This window comes from Paraclostridium sp. MRS3W1 (assembly GCF_032465715.1).
In the GTDB taxonomy this organism is placed as follows: Bacteria; Bacillota; Clostridia; order Peptostreptococcales; family Peptostreptococcaceae; genus Paraclostridium; species Paraclostridium dentum.
On sequence record NZ_JAWDJM010000076.1, the window covers coordinates 1 to 14,509 of the forward strand.

Annotated in this window: 18 protein-coding genes; 3 read left to right on the forward strand and 15 right to left on the reverse strand. The window is 27.7% G+C overall.

The window, feature by feature from the left end:
• The 7 genes from RWY47_RS05420 to RWY47_RS05450 all read right to left on the reverse strand — a co-directional run.
• A partial coding sequence (locus RWY47_RS05420) for a hypothetical protein (protein ID WP_316030267.1) occupies nucleotides 1-830 on the reverse strand: 830 nt, incomplete at its 3' end.
• Nucleotides 831-854: 24 nt separating this feature from the next.
• Nucleotides 855-1,079 (reverse strand): hypothetical protein, encoded by a 225-nt coding sequence (locus tag RWY47_RS05425; protein WP_021429896.1) that lies wholly within the window; start codon nucleotides 1,077-1,079, stop codon nucleotides 855-857.
• A complete protein-coding gene (locus RWY47_RS05430; RefSeq protein ID WP_021429919.1) occupies nucleotides 1,054-1,749 on the reverse strand; it encodes a response regulator transcription factor in 696 nt (231 codons plus the stop codon). Before RWY47_RS05430 ends, RWY47_RS05425 begins: the two co-directional genes overlap by 26 nt.
• Nucleotides 1,750-2,140: 391 nt before the next feature.
• The gene (gene nifU / locus RWY47_RS05435; RefSeq protein ID WP_021429900.1) at nucleotides 2,141-2,596 is read right to left on the reverse strand and encodes a Fe-S cluster assembly scaffold protein NifU; all 456 of its coding nucleotides are present in this window, start codon (nucleotides 2,594-2,596) and stop codon (nucleotides 2,141-2,143) included.
• Nucleotide 2,597: 1 nt separating this feature from the next.
• Nucleotides 2,598-3,785 (reverse strand): cysteine desulfurase NifS, encoded by a 1,188-nt coding sequence (gene nifS / locus RWY47_RS05440; protein ID WP_021429866.1) that lies wholly within the window; start codon nucleotides 3,783-3,785, stop codon nucleotides 2,598-2,600.
• An 18-nt stretch (nucleotides 3,786-3,803) separates the two neighbouring features.
• Complete coding sequence (locus RWY47_RS05445) at nucleotides 3,804-4,253, reverse strand: RrF2 family transcriptional regulator (protein WP_021429944.1); 450 nt, start codon at nucleotides 4,251-4,253, stop codon at nucleotides 3,804-3,806.
• Between the two features lie 165 nt (nucleotides 4,254-4,418).
• The gene (locus tag RWY47_RS05450; RefSeq protein ID WP_224170860.1) at nucleotides 4,419-5,189 is read right to left on the reverse strand and encodes a GNAT family N-acetyltransferase; all 771 of its coding nucleotides are present in this window, start codon (nucleotides 5,187-5,189) and stop codon (nucleotides 4,419-4,421) included.
• Between the two features lie 213 nt (nucleotides 5,190-5,402).
• Between RWY47_RS05450 and RWY47_RS05455 the strand changes: the two genes are divergently transcribed.
• A complete protein-coding gene (locus tag RWY47_RS05455; RefSeq protein ID WP_224170859.1) occupies nucleotides 5,403-5,960 on the forward strand; it encodes a hypothetical protein in 558 nt (185 codons plus the stop codon).
• A gap of 42 nt (nucleotides 5,961-6,002) precedes the next feature.
• Here RWY47_RS05455 and RWY47_RS05460 read toward each other — a convergent pair whose 3' ends face one another.
• Entirely contained in the window at nucleotides 6,003-7,280 is a 1,278-nt protein-coding gene (locus tag RWY47_RS05460; protein WP_168932153.1) for a replication-associated recombination protein A, read from the reverse strand.
• A gap of 209 nt (nucleotides 7,281-7,489) precedes the next feature.
• On the opposite strand from RWY47_RS05460, the gene RWY47_RS05465 reads away from it, so the two are divergent.
• On the forward strand, nucleotides 7,490-8,128 hold the full coding sequence (locus tag RWY47_RS05465; protein ID WP_142730441.1) for an SIMPL domain-containing protein: 639 nt from the start codon (nucleotides 7,490-7,492) through the stop codon (nucleotides 8,126-8,128).
• A 30-nt stretch (nucleotides 8,129-8,158) separates the two neighbouring features.
• On the opposite strand, the gene RWY47_RS05470 is transcribed toward RWY47_RS05465, so the two are convergent.
• Both RWY47_RS05470 and RWY47_RS05475 read right to left on the reverse strand, forming a co-directional pair.
• On the reverse strand, nucleotides 8,159-8,578 hold the full coding sequence (locus tag RWY47_RS05470; protein ID WP_168932154.1) for a DUF3785 family protein: 420 nt from the start codon (nucleotides 8,576-8,578) through the stop codon (nucleotides 8,159-8,161).
• Between the two features lie 12 nt (nucleotides 8,579-8,590).
• Nucleotides 8,591-9,496: a transglycosylase domain-containing protein gene (locus RWY47_RS05475; protein ID WP_168932155.1), complete on the reverse strand. Its 906-nt coding sequence runs from the start codon at nucleotides 9,494-9,496 to the stop codon at nucleotides 8,591-8,593.
• Between the two features lie 197 nt (nucleotides 9,497-9,693).
• Here RWY47_RS05475 and RWY47_RS05480 point away from each other — a divergent pair, with 197 nt between their 5' ends.
• The gene (locus RWY47_RS05480) at nucleotides 9,694-9,864 is read left to right on the forward strand and encodes a 4Fe-4S binding protein (protein ID WP_021429849.1); all 171 of its coding nucleotides are present in this window, start codon (nucleotides 9,694-9,696) and stop codon (nucleotides 9,862-9,864) included.
• A 247-nt stretch (nucleotides 9,865-10,111) separates the two neighbouring features.
• Here the strand turns inward: RWY47_RS05480 and RWY47_RS05485 are convergent, their stop codons facing one another.
• The 5 genes from RWY47_RS05485 to RWY47_RS05505 all read right to left on the reverse strand — a co-directional run bounded on the left by RWY47_RS05485 (nucleotide 10,112) and on the right by RWY47_RS05505 (nucleotide 14,437).
• A complete protein-coding gene (locus RWY47_RS05485; protein ID WP_168932156.1) occupies nucleotides 10,112-11,173 on the reverse strand; it encodes a serine/threonine-protein kinase in 1,062 nt (353 codons plus the stop codon).
• A 184-nt stretch (nucleotides 11,174-11,357) separates the two neighbouring features.
• Nucleotides 11,358-11,861, reverse strand: coding sequence for a 3'-5' exonuclease (locus RWY47_RS05490; protein WP_021429918.1), 504 nt, complete (start codon nucleotides 11,859-11,861; stop codon nucleotides 11,358-11,360).
• A gap of 168 nt (nucleotides 11,862-12,029) precedes the next feature.
• Complete coding sequence (locus tag RWY47_RS05495) at nucleotides 12,030-12,935, reverse strand: S8 family peptidase (RefSeq protein WP_021429963.1); 906 nt, start codon at nucleotides 12,933-12,935, stop codon at nucleotides 12,030-12,032.
• Between the two features lie 124 nt (nucleotides 12,936-13,059).
• Nucleotides 13,060-13,998, reverse strand: a complete 939-nt coding sequence (locus RWY47_RS05500; RefSeq protein ID WP_021429891.1) for an SPFH domain-containing protein — start codon at nucleotides 13,996-13,998, stop codon at nucleotides 13,060-13,062.
• 13 nt (nucleotides 13,999-14,011) lie between these two features.
• On the reverse strand, nucleotides 14,012-14,437 hold the full coding sequence (locus RWY47_RS05505; RefSeq protein ID WP_021429822.1) for an NfeD family protein: 426 nt from the start codon (nucleotides 14,435-14,437) through the stop codon (nucleotides 14,012-14,014).
• Nucleotides 14,438-14,509 lie beyond the last annotated feature (72 nt).

The window sequence follows — 14,509 nt, forward strand, 5'->3', positions numbered from 1 at the left end:
ATTACAGACCACCTAGAACTTACGTCTAAAATTGAAAACATACCCAATACTAAAAATATAAAAGTATATATTTCTAAAGGTATTCTTGTATATATTTTTAATATTAAACTATCTTTATTTATAAGTTTTTCTTTATTTTTTATAAATGTTATTAATGAAATAATTGATATGATAGCTGATATTATTAAAACTTTAATTAAATCTTTTGATAAATTTTTATAATGCTGAAACTGATTGTAATTCCATTTAAAGCCCAAGCTATCATAATAGTCTAACTTATAGTTAATTTGTTTCGGCAATGACATGCTTATTTTAAGATTCTCTTCCGTACCCCAATAATTATTTGCTCTATTTAGCTTATATTCATTTCGTTTGTTATTTATAATTTTAGTATACGTAACGGAATTATCTTGAAAATCTATATCTAAATTATAATAATCTTTTTGATATTTTCTAAACTCTTCGTTATTTATGAAGCTAGTATTGCTATAAACTTCTCCCGTAGAATTATTTTCAATAAAAAATTTCATACCTTTAATTTCATCTAATCTTCTTCTAGCATCTACTATCTCTTCCTTTGGATATTTACTTGATGTTGATATCTCCATGCTTGTTAATATATTTGGAAGAATCCTACTTTCAAATGCATCACTTTCAAAAAAATTACTTGCATGTGGTATATTTGAATTGTTGATTAAATTACTTGGCTTTATTTGCCTGTATGTATATCCAAAAAATAAATCCCCAGCTATTGCTCCACATATTGCTGTTGAAATTAATAATATGATTAAAGTTATAAACTTTAATATTTTTTTGTTTATCTTTTTCATTGATTCACCCATTTCTTATCTTACCTATAATAAATTCATAGCTCTCATAGTTTTGTAAAAAATAAAATTTGAAACTGCTAAAACTAAAAATTGTAGCCCTAACTGTCCTTCTAAATATGTAAACCCTATTAAAACAGCTCCAACTTGCGCCATAAAGAAAAATATAAGTAAAAGTGCAAAATGCATTACTAACTGTATATTCCATCTTTTAATTTTTAAAATATTATAACTTCTCGATTTTGTATCCAACGCCCCACACCACCTTTAAGTATCTTGGTTCTTTAGGATTAATTTCAATTTTTTCTCTAATTCTCCTAATATGAACACTGACTGTATTTTCTGAGTTAAAACTCTCTTCTTCCCAAACTCTTTCATAAATTTCATCTATTGAAAAAACTCTACCTTTATTAGATATTAAAAGATTTAAAATCTTAAATTCTATAGGCGTAAGTTTAACTAATTCCTCATCAACAAATACTTCTTTACTATTAATATTTAATTTAAGATCTCCACTTTGTAAAATATCTTTATTTTCTACAGATTCGTAATTTCCTAAATTTATGTATCTTCTGAGTTGCGATTTAGTTCTTGCTATAAGTTCTAATGGATTGAATGGTTTTGTTATATAATCATCTGCTCCAATATTTAATCCAATAATTTTATCACTATCTTCACTTTTTGCAGATACTAATATTATTGGTATATTTTTTTCTTCTCTAATTTTTATAGTAGCTTTTATTCCATCTAATTTAGGCATCATTATATCCATAATTATCAGATGAATATTTTCTGATACTAAAATTTCTAATGCCTCCATACCATCATAAGCTTTAAATATATTAAATCCTTCATTTCTTAAGTAAATCTCAATCGAGTCTACTATTTCTTTATCATCATCAACAACTAAAATATTGCTCATATACTTACCTCACTTCATTTAATCATCAGTTTTGATTATACAATATCCCGACCTTTCTATCTTTATTTTTTCTATATTTATATAATAAACTATAAATCTTAAGATTTTCTTAACATAAATCTTAAGATTTTCTTACAATTTTATTTCTTTCTAAAAATATCTTCATATATTAGACGAAAAATTATTCAAAAAAGTTTCATTTTTTATAAAAATTTCCACAAAAAAAAGACATTTATAACTTATAGTTATAAATGTCCTCTTTTTTCGTCTCTATCCAAAGTTTAAATATTAAGATTATCTAAGGTTTAGTTATGTATGTTGACAGAACACTTACGTACATAGTACGTCGTGTGAAGGAAACATACATAACTGAACCGAGTGGAACTTAATTTTAAACTAAATCTTCTTCTAAATCATGGTGATGATCGTGATCATCTTCTATAACAACACCATCTAAAGCAGCTATGTGTATATTATTCTTTTTAGAGTAATCTATTAAAGCAGCTTTTATAGCTTGTTCTGCTAATACTGAACAGTGCATTTTTACTGGTGGTAATCCATCTAATGCTTCTGCAACAGCTTTATTTGTTATTTCTAAAGCTTCTTCTATAGTTTTACCTTTTATTAATTCTGTAGCCATAGAAGAACTTGCTATAGCTGATCCACATCCGAAAGTCATAAACTTAACATCGTTTATTATTTTAGTGTCATTATCTATATCAAGATATATTCTCATTATATCTCCACATTTAACGTTTCCAACTTCTCCTATTCCACTAGCATCCTCTATTTCTCCAACATTTCTTGGGTTCATGAAATGATCCATAACTTTTTCACTGTATTGCATATTAATTACCTCCCTTTTCTAACTTGTTGTATAATGGTGACATACTTCTTAGTCTCTCTATTATTTTTGGTAAGTTATCTATTATATAATCTATATCTTCTTCTGTTGTAAAATCTCCTATACTAAGTCTTAATGATCCATGAGCTATCTCATGAGGTAGCCCCATAGCCATAAGAACGTGAGATGGATCTAATGATCCAGAAGTACAAGCTGATCCACTTGATGCTCCTATACCTAACATATCTAGCATTAATAGTATTCCTTCTCCTTCTATAAACTCAAATGAGAAGTTTACATTTCCTGGAAGTCTGTATTCTAAGCTTCCATTAACTTTTGTATGAGGTATTCTTTCTAGTATACCATCTATAAGTTTAGCTCTTAATGCTGTTAGTCTTTCTATATGCTCTTCCATGTTAGCTTTTGCAAGTTCACATGCTTTTGCATATCCAACTATACCTGGTATATTTTCTGTACCTGCTCTTCTTCTTCTCTCTTGTGCTCCACCATGAACGAATGTGTGTAATTTAACACCAGTTCTTATGTATAAAGCACCTATACCTTTTGGTCCATAAATCTTATGAGATGACATACTCATTAAATCTATATTTAACTCTTTAACATCTATTGGTATATTTCCAGCAGCCTGAACAGCATCTGTGTGGAATATAACATTATGTTTTTTAGCTATTTCTCCTATTTCTTTTATAGGTTGTATAGTACCTACTTCGTTGTTAGCAAACATTATACTTATTAATATAGTTTTATCTGTTATTGCTTTTTCAACATCTTCAGCATTTACTCTACCATCAGCATCTACATCTAAGTATGTTACTTCAAATCCGTGATGCTTTTCTAAATATTCACAAACATGTAATATACCATGATGTTCTATTTTAGAAGTTATTATGTGATTTCCTTTAGCCTTATTTGCAAAAGCAACTCCTTCTATTGCCCAGTTGTCACTTTCTGTTCCACCAGCTGTAAAGTATATTTCATTTGGTTTTGCATTTATAAGATTAGCTACAGTTTCTCTTGATTTATCTAAAACATTCTTTGCATCTCTCCCGAAAGAATGAAAACTTGATGCATTTCCGAAAGTTTCAGTGAAGTAAGGCATCATAGCATCTAATACTTCTTGTTTTACAGGAGTTGTAGCCGAATAATCCATATATATTTTTCTTTTTTCCATTTCATTCATCTCCTAAATCTATTTTATAATTAAATCTGTTATATCATTTATGTTTTTATTTTTATTGTAATCATCTATCATGTTTTGAAGTGTTATTGAATTTATAACATCTTCAATACCTTTTTTAAGTCTTTCCCAAACAATTTTGGTAACGCATATTCCAGAGTTTTCACATATATCTTCATCTACTACACAATCTGATATTGAAACAGGACCTTCAAGTACTATTAGTATATCCCCTACAGTTATATCTTTAGGTTCTTTAACTAATAAGTATCCTCCTTGAGCACCCCTTACACTTTTGATCAATCCAGCTTTTTTAAGTGCTGAAAATATTTGCTCTAAATATTGCTCTGATATATTTTGCTTTTGAGCTATTTGTCTTAATGGAACTGGTCCATTTTTCTGTGTCAACGAAAGCTCAAACATTGCTTTTAGTCCGTATCTACCTTTAGTTGATAACTTCATTTTATACACCTTCTTTTCAAATAGGTATTCCCGACTAACTTACTAGGTTTTATCTTCAAGATTATTTTATTATATCCTAGTGATCTTGTCAACATTAAATTCATACTATTTTTGTAGGAATTAAAAAAAGAGTTAAAACCTTGTGTTTTCAACTCTTTTTATTCTTTACCTATAATAAATTACCCACTGACCGACTTCTTTAAACCCTAATTTTTTATAAATTTTTCCCGCATCTTCATTATCATAAAATAGGCATGGCTTCTTTTTTTCATTTATCAAATTATTACATAACTTAACTATACATTTTGTTGCATATCCCTTATTCCTATACATAGGGTGTGTACCTACTCCAACTATCATTGCATGTGTAGAGCTTTCTGATGTAGATTTTGCCATAGATACAATTTTTTTATCCTTTTCAATGTAATAACCTCTTCCAGTTCTTAAATTTTCTCTTATACTTTGTATTGTAGGTTTTTGAAATTCATTTATATCTTCATATAAACTTAGTATTTTACCTATCTTTCCAAATCTTATTTTTTTAACATCACTATCTAATTTATATTCATTTAAATAGCTTCTATTTTTCAATATACAAAAGTTCACAATTCTTTTTCTATCATAATTAATATATGGCTCTATATATTTTAAAGTTTCAATTTTTCCATTTATGTTGCTAAATGGTAGGTTGCTTATATGATCAATAAAGCAAGTCAAGTCGCTATTGTCATAAGAATACAACGTTAATAAATCAAAGTATTGTATAAGTAATCCATTTATATCCCCAACAGTGTTTAAATCTCCCCATATATTAAAGAATTGATTATCATATCCATATCTTTCAATATCTCCTATTACAAATAAATTAAAATCTTCTTCTTTTCTTAAGTATTCAATAATTTGATTATGGTAACATTCATCTAACTTTAGAATCATTTTATCCTCCGACATATAAGTTTAATGCTAAATAATATGTTATTAGTTATTTATTTATTCTTTTTTATAAGGCTTTTTTCCTTCATTAAATTAGTTATTATTTTATAATTATATCAAATTAAAACAAAATTTTATTTTTATAGTCAAATTACTTGAAAATGTATTTTCATAGTGATATATTAGTTTTAATAATTTCAGAAAGAAGGGTTAATTATGACTGTATTAGATGTCTTTGTTAAAAATTTATGTGGAACATTTAATAACGATGAGCAAATAGAATCTGAATTGAAAAAAGGTAAGGTAAAACACCCTTATGCAAAACATATAAATGGTATATGTAATGATAAAATTAAAAATTTACCGAAAGATTTTAAAGGTTACTTTGTTATAGAGGAAAGTTATTATAAACAAGGTAATTTCAGCAACATATTACCTCATTTATTTTTATTTACACTAAATGAAGATAATAAGGTTGTGTTAACATCATATGAATTACCTGGAGGAGTTAAAAAAGAAGATTTTAGAAATGATAACGAATCATTAACAATGGATTATAATGATTTAATCGTATCTGAAAAATTTACTCCTATGGTCTATGATGAATCTAACGGAGTATTTACGGGAGAAAGTATCAGTCATTTTTCACCTGTAACTAAATTTGAACTAAAAGAAAGAATAGAAGACTCTACATTATATGTAAGCGAAGTTTTTTATAAAAACGATAAAATAACTTTTGGATTTGTAGATCCACTAATATATAAAAGAATATAATAAAAAGGTACAGCATCAAAGCTGTACCTTTCTTAATTTTAACTACTCACTTTTATTCTTCAAAACTTTCCAATACTGCTCAAATGATTTTTCATTTTTGTTTAATCCATGATTATAATACTTTCTATCCTTTATAGGCTCAGGTAAATACTGTTGATCTACATAATTATTATCATAGTCATGAGGATATTTATATTCAAGTCCTCTACCTAGCTTAGCTGCTCCTGAGTAATGAGCATCTTTTAAGTGCATGGGTATATCACCTGTTTCTATGCTATCTAAATCAGCTAATGCTAAATCTATAGCACTTATTACTGAATTTGACTTAGGGCACTGAGCTAAGTATATTGTAGCTTGTGCAAGAGGAATTCTAGCTTCTGGAAACCCTAGTTGAAGAGCTGCTGAAACGCAAGCTTCAGTTATGGTTATAGCTTGAGGAACAGCAAGTCCTACATCCTCACTTGCAACGCACAATAATCTTCTTGTTATTCCTTGTATATCTCCTGCTTTTACGAGCCTTGCTAAATAATGTATGGCTGCATCTGCATCTGAGCCTCTAAGAGATTTATGAAATGCAGATAGTATAGAATATCCATCATCCCCACCTCTATCAAAATTCATCATTTTTACAGTTGAGCAATCCATAACATTTTCTAGTGTTATATTTACACTATTATTTGTTATATCTGTCCCTAAATTTACAACTAGCTCTAGCTTGTTTAACGCACTTCTCATATCTCCATTACAAGTTTGAGCAATATACTCTAATGCATTTTCGTCAACATTTATAGAATCATATGTATTAAATTTTTTAATTTTTTCTACAGATTTTTTTAGACCTTCAAATATATCATTTTTATTTATTGGTTTAAATTCGAATATAGTACTTCTACTTAATATAGCTTTATATACTACAAAATATGGATTGTCAGCTGTACTTGCTATTAATGTAACTGATCCATCCTCTATAACTTCAAGAAGTGATTGTTGTTGCTTTCTATTCAAAGCTTGTATCTCATCTAGCATTAAAATTATTCCGTTATACGAAAATAAATCTCTCTTACTGCTATCTATAGCATCTTTAATCTCTTTAGTTCCACAGTTAACTGCGTTCAACTTTATATATTTTTTACCTGTTACATTAGCTATTATATTCGCTAATGTAGTTTTTCCTGTACCAGGAGGACCATATAAAATCATATTTGGAATAGTTTTATTTTCAATAAGTTTATTTATAATTTTCCCTTTTCCTATTATGTGAGTTTGCCCTATCATGTCATCTATTTGTTGAGGTCTTAATCTATCAGCTAATGGTTGCATTTTTACCTCCTAACTTTATATGTAAAATTGTATATAAATAAAAATCTAGTTCTTTTTTACTTACATTATTATACTACCTTTTAAATTTTATTTCAGCTATAGTACTTTTACTATATATCATTTTTTCTAATCAAGCCTTATCTTAGGAATAAATTTTATTTTAAATTAGTATATTTATAGTATATGTGATTGTTGAAAGGGGATATTTTATGCAATATATGAATATGAATGCAATTAGAGAGAAAGGACAACTCTCTATAAATGGAGTTGGAACTGTTAAGGTTAGAGCTGACTTAGCTTTGTTGACAGTAGGTGTAACTACATCTAATCCTGATGTTCAAGTAGCTCAAGTAGAAAATTCAAATACTGTAAATGCTATAATAATTAGTCTAACTGATTATGGCATTCCAAAAGAAAATATAAATGCTTATGATGTTTCTATAAATAAAAAATATGATAATATATCAAATGAACTTGTAGCGTATGAAATTACTACTACTTTAAGAGTTGAAATCACTAATCTAAAAAATTTAGGCGATGTCTATTCTTTGGCTATAGAAAACGGCGCTAATAGTAATATTAATATTTCATTTACTATATCAGATACAGCTCCTCATTATAAAGATGCACTTTTAGCTGCAACTCAAGATGCATTGGATAAAGGTGCATTATTAGCTAAAAACCTTGGTATAAAATTAAGACCTTTACCTGAAAGTATTTTTGAAAATAGCACTTCAATTTATTCTGTAAGTAAAAGAGATGTTGGATATGCAAGCTCTCCTTATCTTTCATCTGGGGATTTAGTAGTTACAGCTCAAGTAACTGTTGTCTTCAATACTTATATATAAAAATAAAAAAGCTGCTATAAAAGCAGCTTTTTATACTATACAATTTTCTATTTGAACTATATAATCACTACAATGTTCACATATTATTATACTTACTATATAACTATCATCTACTTTCCCAGCTCTACTTAACTTATTAAATGACATTCCTTCATATTCTTTATCTATATCACTAATTACATATTTACCATCTTTTGAAAATACATAAAAATGATATTCTAAGAATCCAAAGAATTTTTGTTTTTCTTTAACTCCAGCTAAACACTCTGGACAAGCTTCTTGATAGTATTCTAAATCAAAATCAATATTTTCATCTTGGTTTAATAATCTTAAAACCTCATCTAAATCTATATTAGATACTGGCTTTTCTTCATCATTTATTAGCCCACTACAGTTGCTTTCATTTAGTTCATACTCTTTTTCTCTAAATTTAAATTTTAAATTACTCATGATACACCTCTTTTACTTTATATTCATTGGAGTTTCTTGCTTTTTAGTTGTTTCATATTCATCTTTAGTTATATATCCTAATTCTTGCATTTTATATAAAATTATATCTCGTCTTTTTTTAGCTGCTTCATAATCTGTGGAGTATAGTCCTGGATTGTTTGTTATCCCAGCCAATAGCGCACATTCACCTAAATTAAGTTCACTTACGTTTTTGTCAAAATAGATTTCGGCTCCTTTTGCGACTCCATATGAACTTTTTCCTAAATATATATTATTTAAATAAAGTTCTAATATTTCTCGTTTGTTCATATGTTTATTCATTTGCTTAGCGTTATACATGTCTTTAAGTTTTCTTTTTATAGTTTGGTCTGTAGTAGTTAAAAGATTCTTTGAAAGTTGCATTTCAAGTGTGCTTCCACCTTGTGTAGATTTACTGAAAACATTGTGTACCATCGATCTAGCTAAAGCCATATAATCTACACCTTTATTATCATAAAATCGTTCATCCTCTATAGAAACTATAGCATTTTGTAAATTCACAGGAATTTTACTTATACTTACATATTCGCTACTTATTGACTTGTCCTTCATATATGAGTATGTAAGTTCAGGAGTATTTCTAAACATTACATTCATTAATGCGTTTCCAGCTATAGCCCCTACAAATGATATTATAAGTAAAAATATTAATGATTTTTTTAGTACTCCTAAAAACTTTTTATTTCTTAATTTCTTTTTAGCTCTTACTTTTTCAACTCTTTTCCCACTACTTGTATATTCTTTTCTATTATCATAATTAATACTATTCTCAGCTCTATTTATGTTATTTTTTTTAATAACTTGAGTTTTTGAGTTTACATTATGAGAGCTAATTTTCTTACGCCTTATTTTATTATTTCCATCATCATAATAACTCATTTTTTTCTCTCCTTTTTAAATATATGAGTAATTATACCTTTTTATGCCAAATAAATCAAAACTTTAATTGTATATAGTTTTATGTTTTTTTGTGCTTATTATTTAAAATTATTTTATATAAATTTTGAAATTTTTGTGTAAACTTGATTTTTTAGGGTATAATAAAATCTGACACAAAATTTTAGGAGGTATTTATTATGGCTTACAAAATAAATGATGCTTGCATAAGCTGTGGAGCATGCGAACCAGAATGTCCAGTTAGTTGTATATCTGCAGGAGATGACAAATACGTTATAGATCCTGATGTATGTATAGAATGTGGAACTTGTAACAGCGTATGTCCTGTTGATGCTCCTCAACCAGAATAATACATAAATAAAATAGACAAAAAAAAGAAAAGCTAATAGCTTTTCTTTTTTTGTCTATTTTCAAATGCAAAATTCAATTTGATTTATTTTATACTTTTTTGTCGAAAATTGTTGACATATTTGTCGAATCTTGTTATTATTATTTCAGAAGGTTATTCCCCTGATAACCTTAAAATTTTTACTCCCCAAATAAAATATATTCCCTAATAAACCCCTTTTTATAATATATTTTACCCCTTTAAAAGCCTTACTTTGATCGGTATGAAAGTAAGGCTATTATTTTATTTACTTCCTTAAAAGCCTCAGATTTTTTTTCTATATATTCATAACAATAACCTTTATATATATTATATTTTCTGCTTTCCTTATTAACTCTTATAGTTTTTATATTCCAATAACCTGAATCCTCACTAACTATAATTTGTATAATAGTATTGTCATTGTTCCTTCTTGTAAAGTAATGATTTTCATCACTACCTTCGTATTTCCAATCTAAGTTTTCATTTATACACTTAATATCATTGATTATCTCTGATACATTTTCATATCTATCTTGTGGACTTACATTTATACATTTTTCAATTATACTTATCATGTCTTTAGGAACATGTGGTAAATATTTATTTCTTTTAGGGAATTTTCCACATGCTGATGCTACTTTAACCATGTTTATATCTTTATATTTTTTTAATTGATTATTATATTCTAAATTTCCATTACACATTCTATACAAAGTTGTACCTATTTGGTATATATCAACTTTTCTATCTATAACAGTGCTCTTACATTGTTCTGGAGCTATATGTTTATAATAAACATTTCTTAATTTACCAACTCCATTTTTATTTAAATATACAGCTGAGCCAAAATCAGTTAATACAGCTTTATTTTCATTACTTATAAGTATATTATTTGGTTTTATGTCACAGTGTGCAATTCCTATATTGTGTATATACTCAACAGCATACAAGAAATCTAGTGCATAATTCTTTATTTCTCGTATAGTTAAATTTCTTGTTTCTAATAAATGATATAGTGATCCATTTTTATAATAAGGCATTGTTATATATATATTTTCATCATCATATGATACATGATTTATTTTTATTATATTCGGATGATTTGCTTTACATATTTTTTTCGGTTCTTCAAAACATTTTTCTGGATTTTTAAAAGATGATTTTTTTATTTTCTTTAATATGAATTGTCTCCCCATTTGACTATCTTCAACTAAATATAACTTTGAATTAACCCCTTCAGATTTTAAAGGTTTTATTATTTTTAAGTCTATATTAGTAATTATATCCATAATATAGTATCACCACCTAAAAACACTCCTATCATAACCCCCATTACTGTCACTCCTAACTCTGCATTTTTATGACTTATATATACTATGATTTTTAAGTATAAATAAACACTAAAAAAGCAAATTCAATTTTGTATACTTAAAAAACCCTTATACTTATTTTAGTAAGTATAAGGGTTTTTTGTTACTTATTTAGTTCAAGAAATAATTTTGCAGTAGCTAGTGTATCACTATCTGCTCTATGTGCATTTTTATTTTCTATATTATAGTACTCACACGCAGTTTCTAATTTTTTATTTTTTCCTTTATATTCTTTGTTCTGCTTTAAAAGTTCTAAAGTACATATATGATTATTAATAGGCTCTAGACCCATTTTGTCTAAATAAAAATTCAAGAACTTTAAATCAAATTTAGCGTTATGTGCAATTATTGTTTTTTCGCCTACATATTCTCTAAACTTAGGTAGAACTTCTTCTAAACTTTTTTCATTTTCCACCATTTCATTACTTATATTAGTTATATCACTTATAAATGTAGGAATTATTCCATTAGGTTTTATTAATCTTGAATAATTTCTACCTATTTTATTATCTATAATTTCAGTTACACCAATCTCTATAATCTCGCAACCTTTGTATGGATCTAAACCAGTAGTTTCTAAATCTACTACAATAAATTCTTTTTTCATATAAAACCTCTCACCTTCATATAGTTATATGTATAATTATATCAAATTTTAGCATATATTAAAAAAGAAAAAGCAATAACAAATTATGTTAATGCTTTTTCTTTTCATATTTATAAATTAATTCTTGTCCTTTTTTATATTTTTAATATCAAATATTAGTTTTATCATTTATTTAAATCCTTTTTTAGGAATTTTAGGACTTTCTAAAAATACTAATCCATTTCCTTGAACCTTTTTATCATAACTTAAATCTAAAGTAAACTTAATAAGTTGTGCATATATTTCTGACTCGCTTAGTTCTCTTTCAAACGCTCCATCTGAGTAGTTCTTTATAAGAGCTAGTGCTCCACTAACATGAGGAGCCGCCATACTTGTTCCATCTAAAATTGCATACGAGTTATTTTTATAAGTAGACAAAATGCCTACTCCTGGTGCCATTACGTCTAGATAATTATTACTATTTGAAAAATATGCAGGTTTAGCATTCTCATCTACAGCTCCAACTGAAATAACTTCACTGTATGCAGCTGGATAAGAATATTCATTTGTAGATGAGTTATTATCTCCATCATTTCCTGCTGCACAGACCACTAATATATTATTGCTTGCAGCTTTTCTTATAGCTTTATGAAGATTTTCATCATCAATATATCCACCTAATGACATACTTATAACATCTACCTTCTTACTTGTAGCATAATTAATAGCATTTATTATCCATTTATACTCGCCTTCTCCATCTCCATTTAAAGCCTTTAAAATCATAAGACTGCATTCAGGCGCAACACTAAGAACAATTCCAGCAACATGAGTTCCATGGCCTACATAATCATTAGCTATATCTTTATTTGAGTTATCATCTTTTGTAAAGTTTCTTGTGTGTGCTATATTATTTTTTAGTGCTTTATGTTCAACATCACAACCCGTATCTATAATAGCTACCGTAATTCCTTTTCCACGGTTTGATTTAGCCCAAAATTTATCAGCTCTAATCATTTTAACCCCATAGGAAACTATTTTAGTCTCTCTACTAACTTCATTTACTTTATATGGAAGCAATTTCATTTTGCTCATCTAATACAACTCCTTTGATAACATTCATACTGAATTATATACAATTTAAAGTTATATTGTGATAAGCCTTAAGCGTAAAAAATGTCCTAAGGTTTAATCCTTAAGACATTTTTATTCTTTAAATTTATTTTTTATCAGCTATTAGTTCTTTTATAGCTCCTATACTTCCAAGTAATCCTTGTGATTCATATGGAATGAATACTTTATTTTCACCTTTAGCCATTTCGCTTAATGCTTCTACATATTTAACAGATAACATTGCTTCATCCACATTAGCATTTTTAAGAGCTTCATATACCATTCTAACTCTATTTGCTTCTGCTTCTGCAATTTTATTGATTGCTTCTGCTTCCCCTTCTGCAATTCTAATTTGAGATTCTCTCTTAGCTTCTGCATGAAGTATAGCAGTTTGCTTTTCACCTTCTGCCTTTAATATTTGAGATTCTTTATGTCCTTGTGCCCCAGTTATAGCAGCTTGTTTTGTACCTTCTGCTTGAAGTATAACTGCACGTTTCTCTCTCTCTGCTCTCATTTGTTTTTCCATTGCTTCTTTTATATCCGCTGGAAGATCTATGTTTTTAATTTCAACTCTTTCTACTCTTACTCCCCATTTATCAGTAGCTTCATCAAGTATTATTCTAAGTTTATTATTTACATCATCTCTTGAAGATAGCGTTCTGTCTAGTTCCATAGTTCCTATTACATCCCTTAATGTAGTAGTTGTTAAATATCTTATAGCTTGAACTAAATTAGCTATTTCATAAGTTGCCTTAAAAGAATCTGTAATTTGATAATACACAACTGTATCAATTGACATTGTAACGTTGTCTTTAGTTATAACAGGTTGTGGTGGAGAATCTATAACTTGAGTTCTAAGATCTATTCTCTTAACAACTCTATCTAATATAGGAATAACTATATTTAATCCTGATTCACCTGTTTTCCAATACTTCCCTAATCTTTCTACTATAATAACTTCTGATTGTTTTACTATTTTAATAGTAGAAAAAGCTAAAACTATAACTAATACTATTAAAACTGTAAAGAATATTGATGCAAACATTTAAAACCCTCCCTTATGCAATTTTTACAATTAATTTTACCCCATCTATTTTTTCAACAACTACATTGGCATCTTTAGGTATTTCTATTGAATTAACTGATGTTGCAGTCCAAACTTCTCCATTTAATTTTACTAATCCAGGTTCGTCTGAGCTAATATCTTTTACTACTACACCAGTTTTTCCTATTAAAGCATCTATGGTAGATGGTTTTATTTCTTTATTTACCTCAAAGTATCTCTGAAGTACACTTCTACCAAATATAATTCCTATCCCTGAAACAATACACATTATTACGATTTGTGCACCCCAAGAAGGTATTATAAATGATGCTAGCCCTGCTACAAGGCAGCCTATGGCGAAAAATATAGATAGAAAGCTTACTGTAACAGCTTCAATTATAAGTAATACTATCCCTATTATAATCCATATTAAAAACATTAAATCTCCCTCCTTAAGTATACTATACCCTATTTCAATTACCTTTGTAATTATAGTATATGCTTTGTAGCC

Bases quoted from the DNA above. Each gene is read 5' to 3' on its own strand.
- RWY47_RS05490 (WP_021429918.1), bottom strand. From the start codon at position 11,861: ATGAAAAAAGAATTTATTGTAGTAGATTTAGAAACTACTGGTTTAGAT.
- RWY47_RS05495 (WP_021429963.1), bottom strand. From the start codon at position 12,935: ATGAGCAAAATGAAATTGCTTCCATATAAAGTAAATGAAGTTAGTAGA.
- RWY47_RS05470 (WP_168932154.1), bottom strand. From the start codon at position 8,578: ATGAGTAATTTAAAATTTAAATTTAGAGAAAAAGAGTATGAACTAAAT.
- RWY47_RS05450 (WP_224170860.1), bottom strand. From the start codon at position 5,189: ATGATTCTAAAGTTAGATGAATGTTACCATAATCAAATTATTGAATAC.
- RWY47_RS05465 (WP_142730441.1), top strand. From the start codon at position 7,490: ATGCAATATATGAATATGAATGCAATTAGAGAGAAAGGACAACTCTCT.
- RWY47_RS05505 (WP_021429822.1), bottom strand. From the start codon at position 14,437: ATGTTTTTAATATGGATTATAATAGGGATAGTATTACTTATAATTGAA.
- RWY47_RS05500 (WP_021429891.1), bottom strand. From the start codon at position 13,998: ATGTTTGCATCAATATTCTTTACAGTTTTAATAGTATTAGTTATAGTT.
- RWY47_RS05455 (WP_224170859.1), top strand. From the start codon at position 5,403: ATGACTGTATTAGATGTCTTTGTTAAAAATTTATGTGGAACATTTAAT.
- RWY47_RS05430 (WP_021429919.1), bottom strand. From the start codon at position 1,749: ATGAGCAATATTTTAGTTGTTGATGATGATAAAGAAATAGTAGACTCG.
- RWY47_RS05445 (WP_021429944.1), bottom strand. From the start codon at position 4,253: ATGAAGTTATCAACTAAAGGTAGATACGGACTAAAAGCAATGTTTGAG.
- RWY47_RS05485 (WP_168932156.1), bottom strand. From the start codon at position 11,173: ATGGATATAATTACTAATATAGACTTAAAAATAATAAAACCTTTAAAA.
- nifS (WP_021429866.1), bottom strand. From the start codon at position 3,785: ATGGAAAAAAGAAAAATATATATGGATTATTCGGCTACAACTCCTGTA.
- RWY47_RS05475 (WP_168932155.1), bottom strand. From the start codon at position 9,496: ATGAGTTATTATGATGATGGAAATAATAAAATAAGGCGTAAGAAAATT.
- RWY47_RS05460 (WP_168932153.1), bottom strand. From the start codon at position 7,280: ATGCAACCATTAGCTGATAGATTAAGACCTCAACAAATAGATGACATG.
- RWY47_RS05480 (WP_021429849.1), top strand. From the start codon at position 9,694: ATGGCTTACAAAATAAATGATGCTTGCATAAGCTGTGGAGCATGCGAA.
- nifU (WP_021429900.1), bottom strand. From the start codon at position 2,596: ATGCAATACAGTGAAAAAGTTATGGATCATTTCATGAACCCAAGAAAT.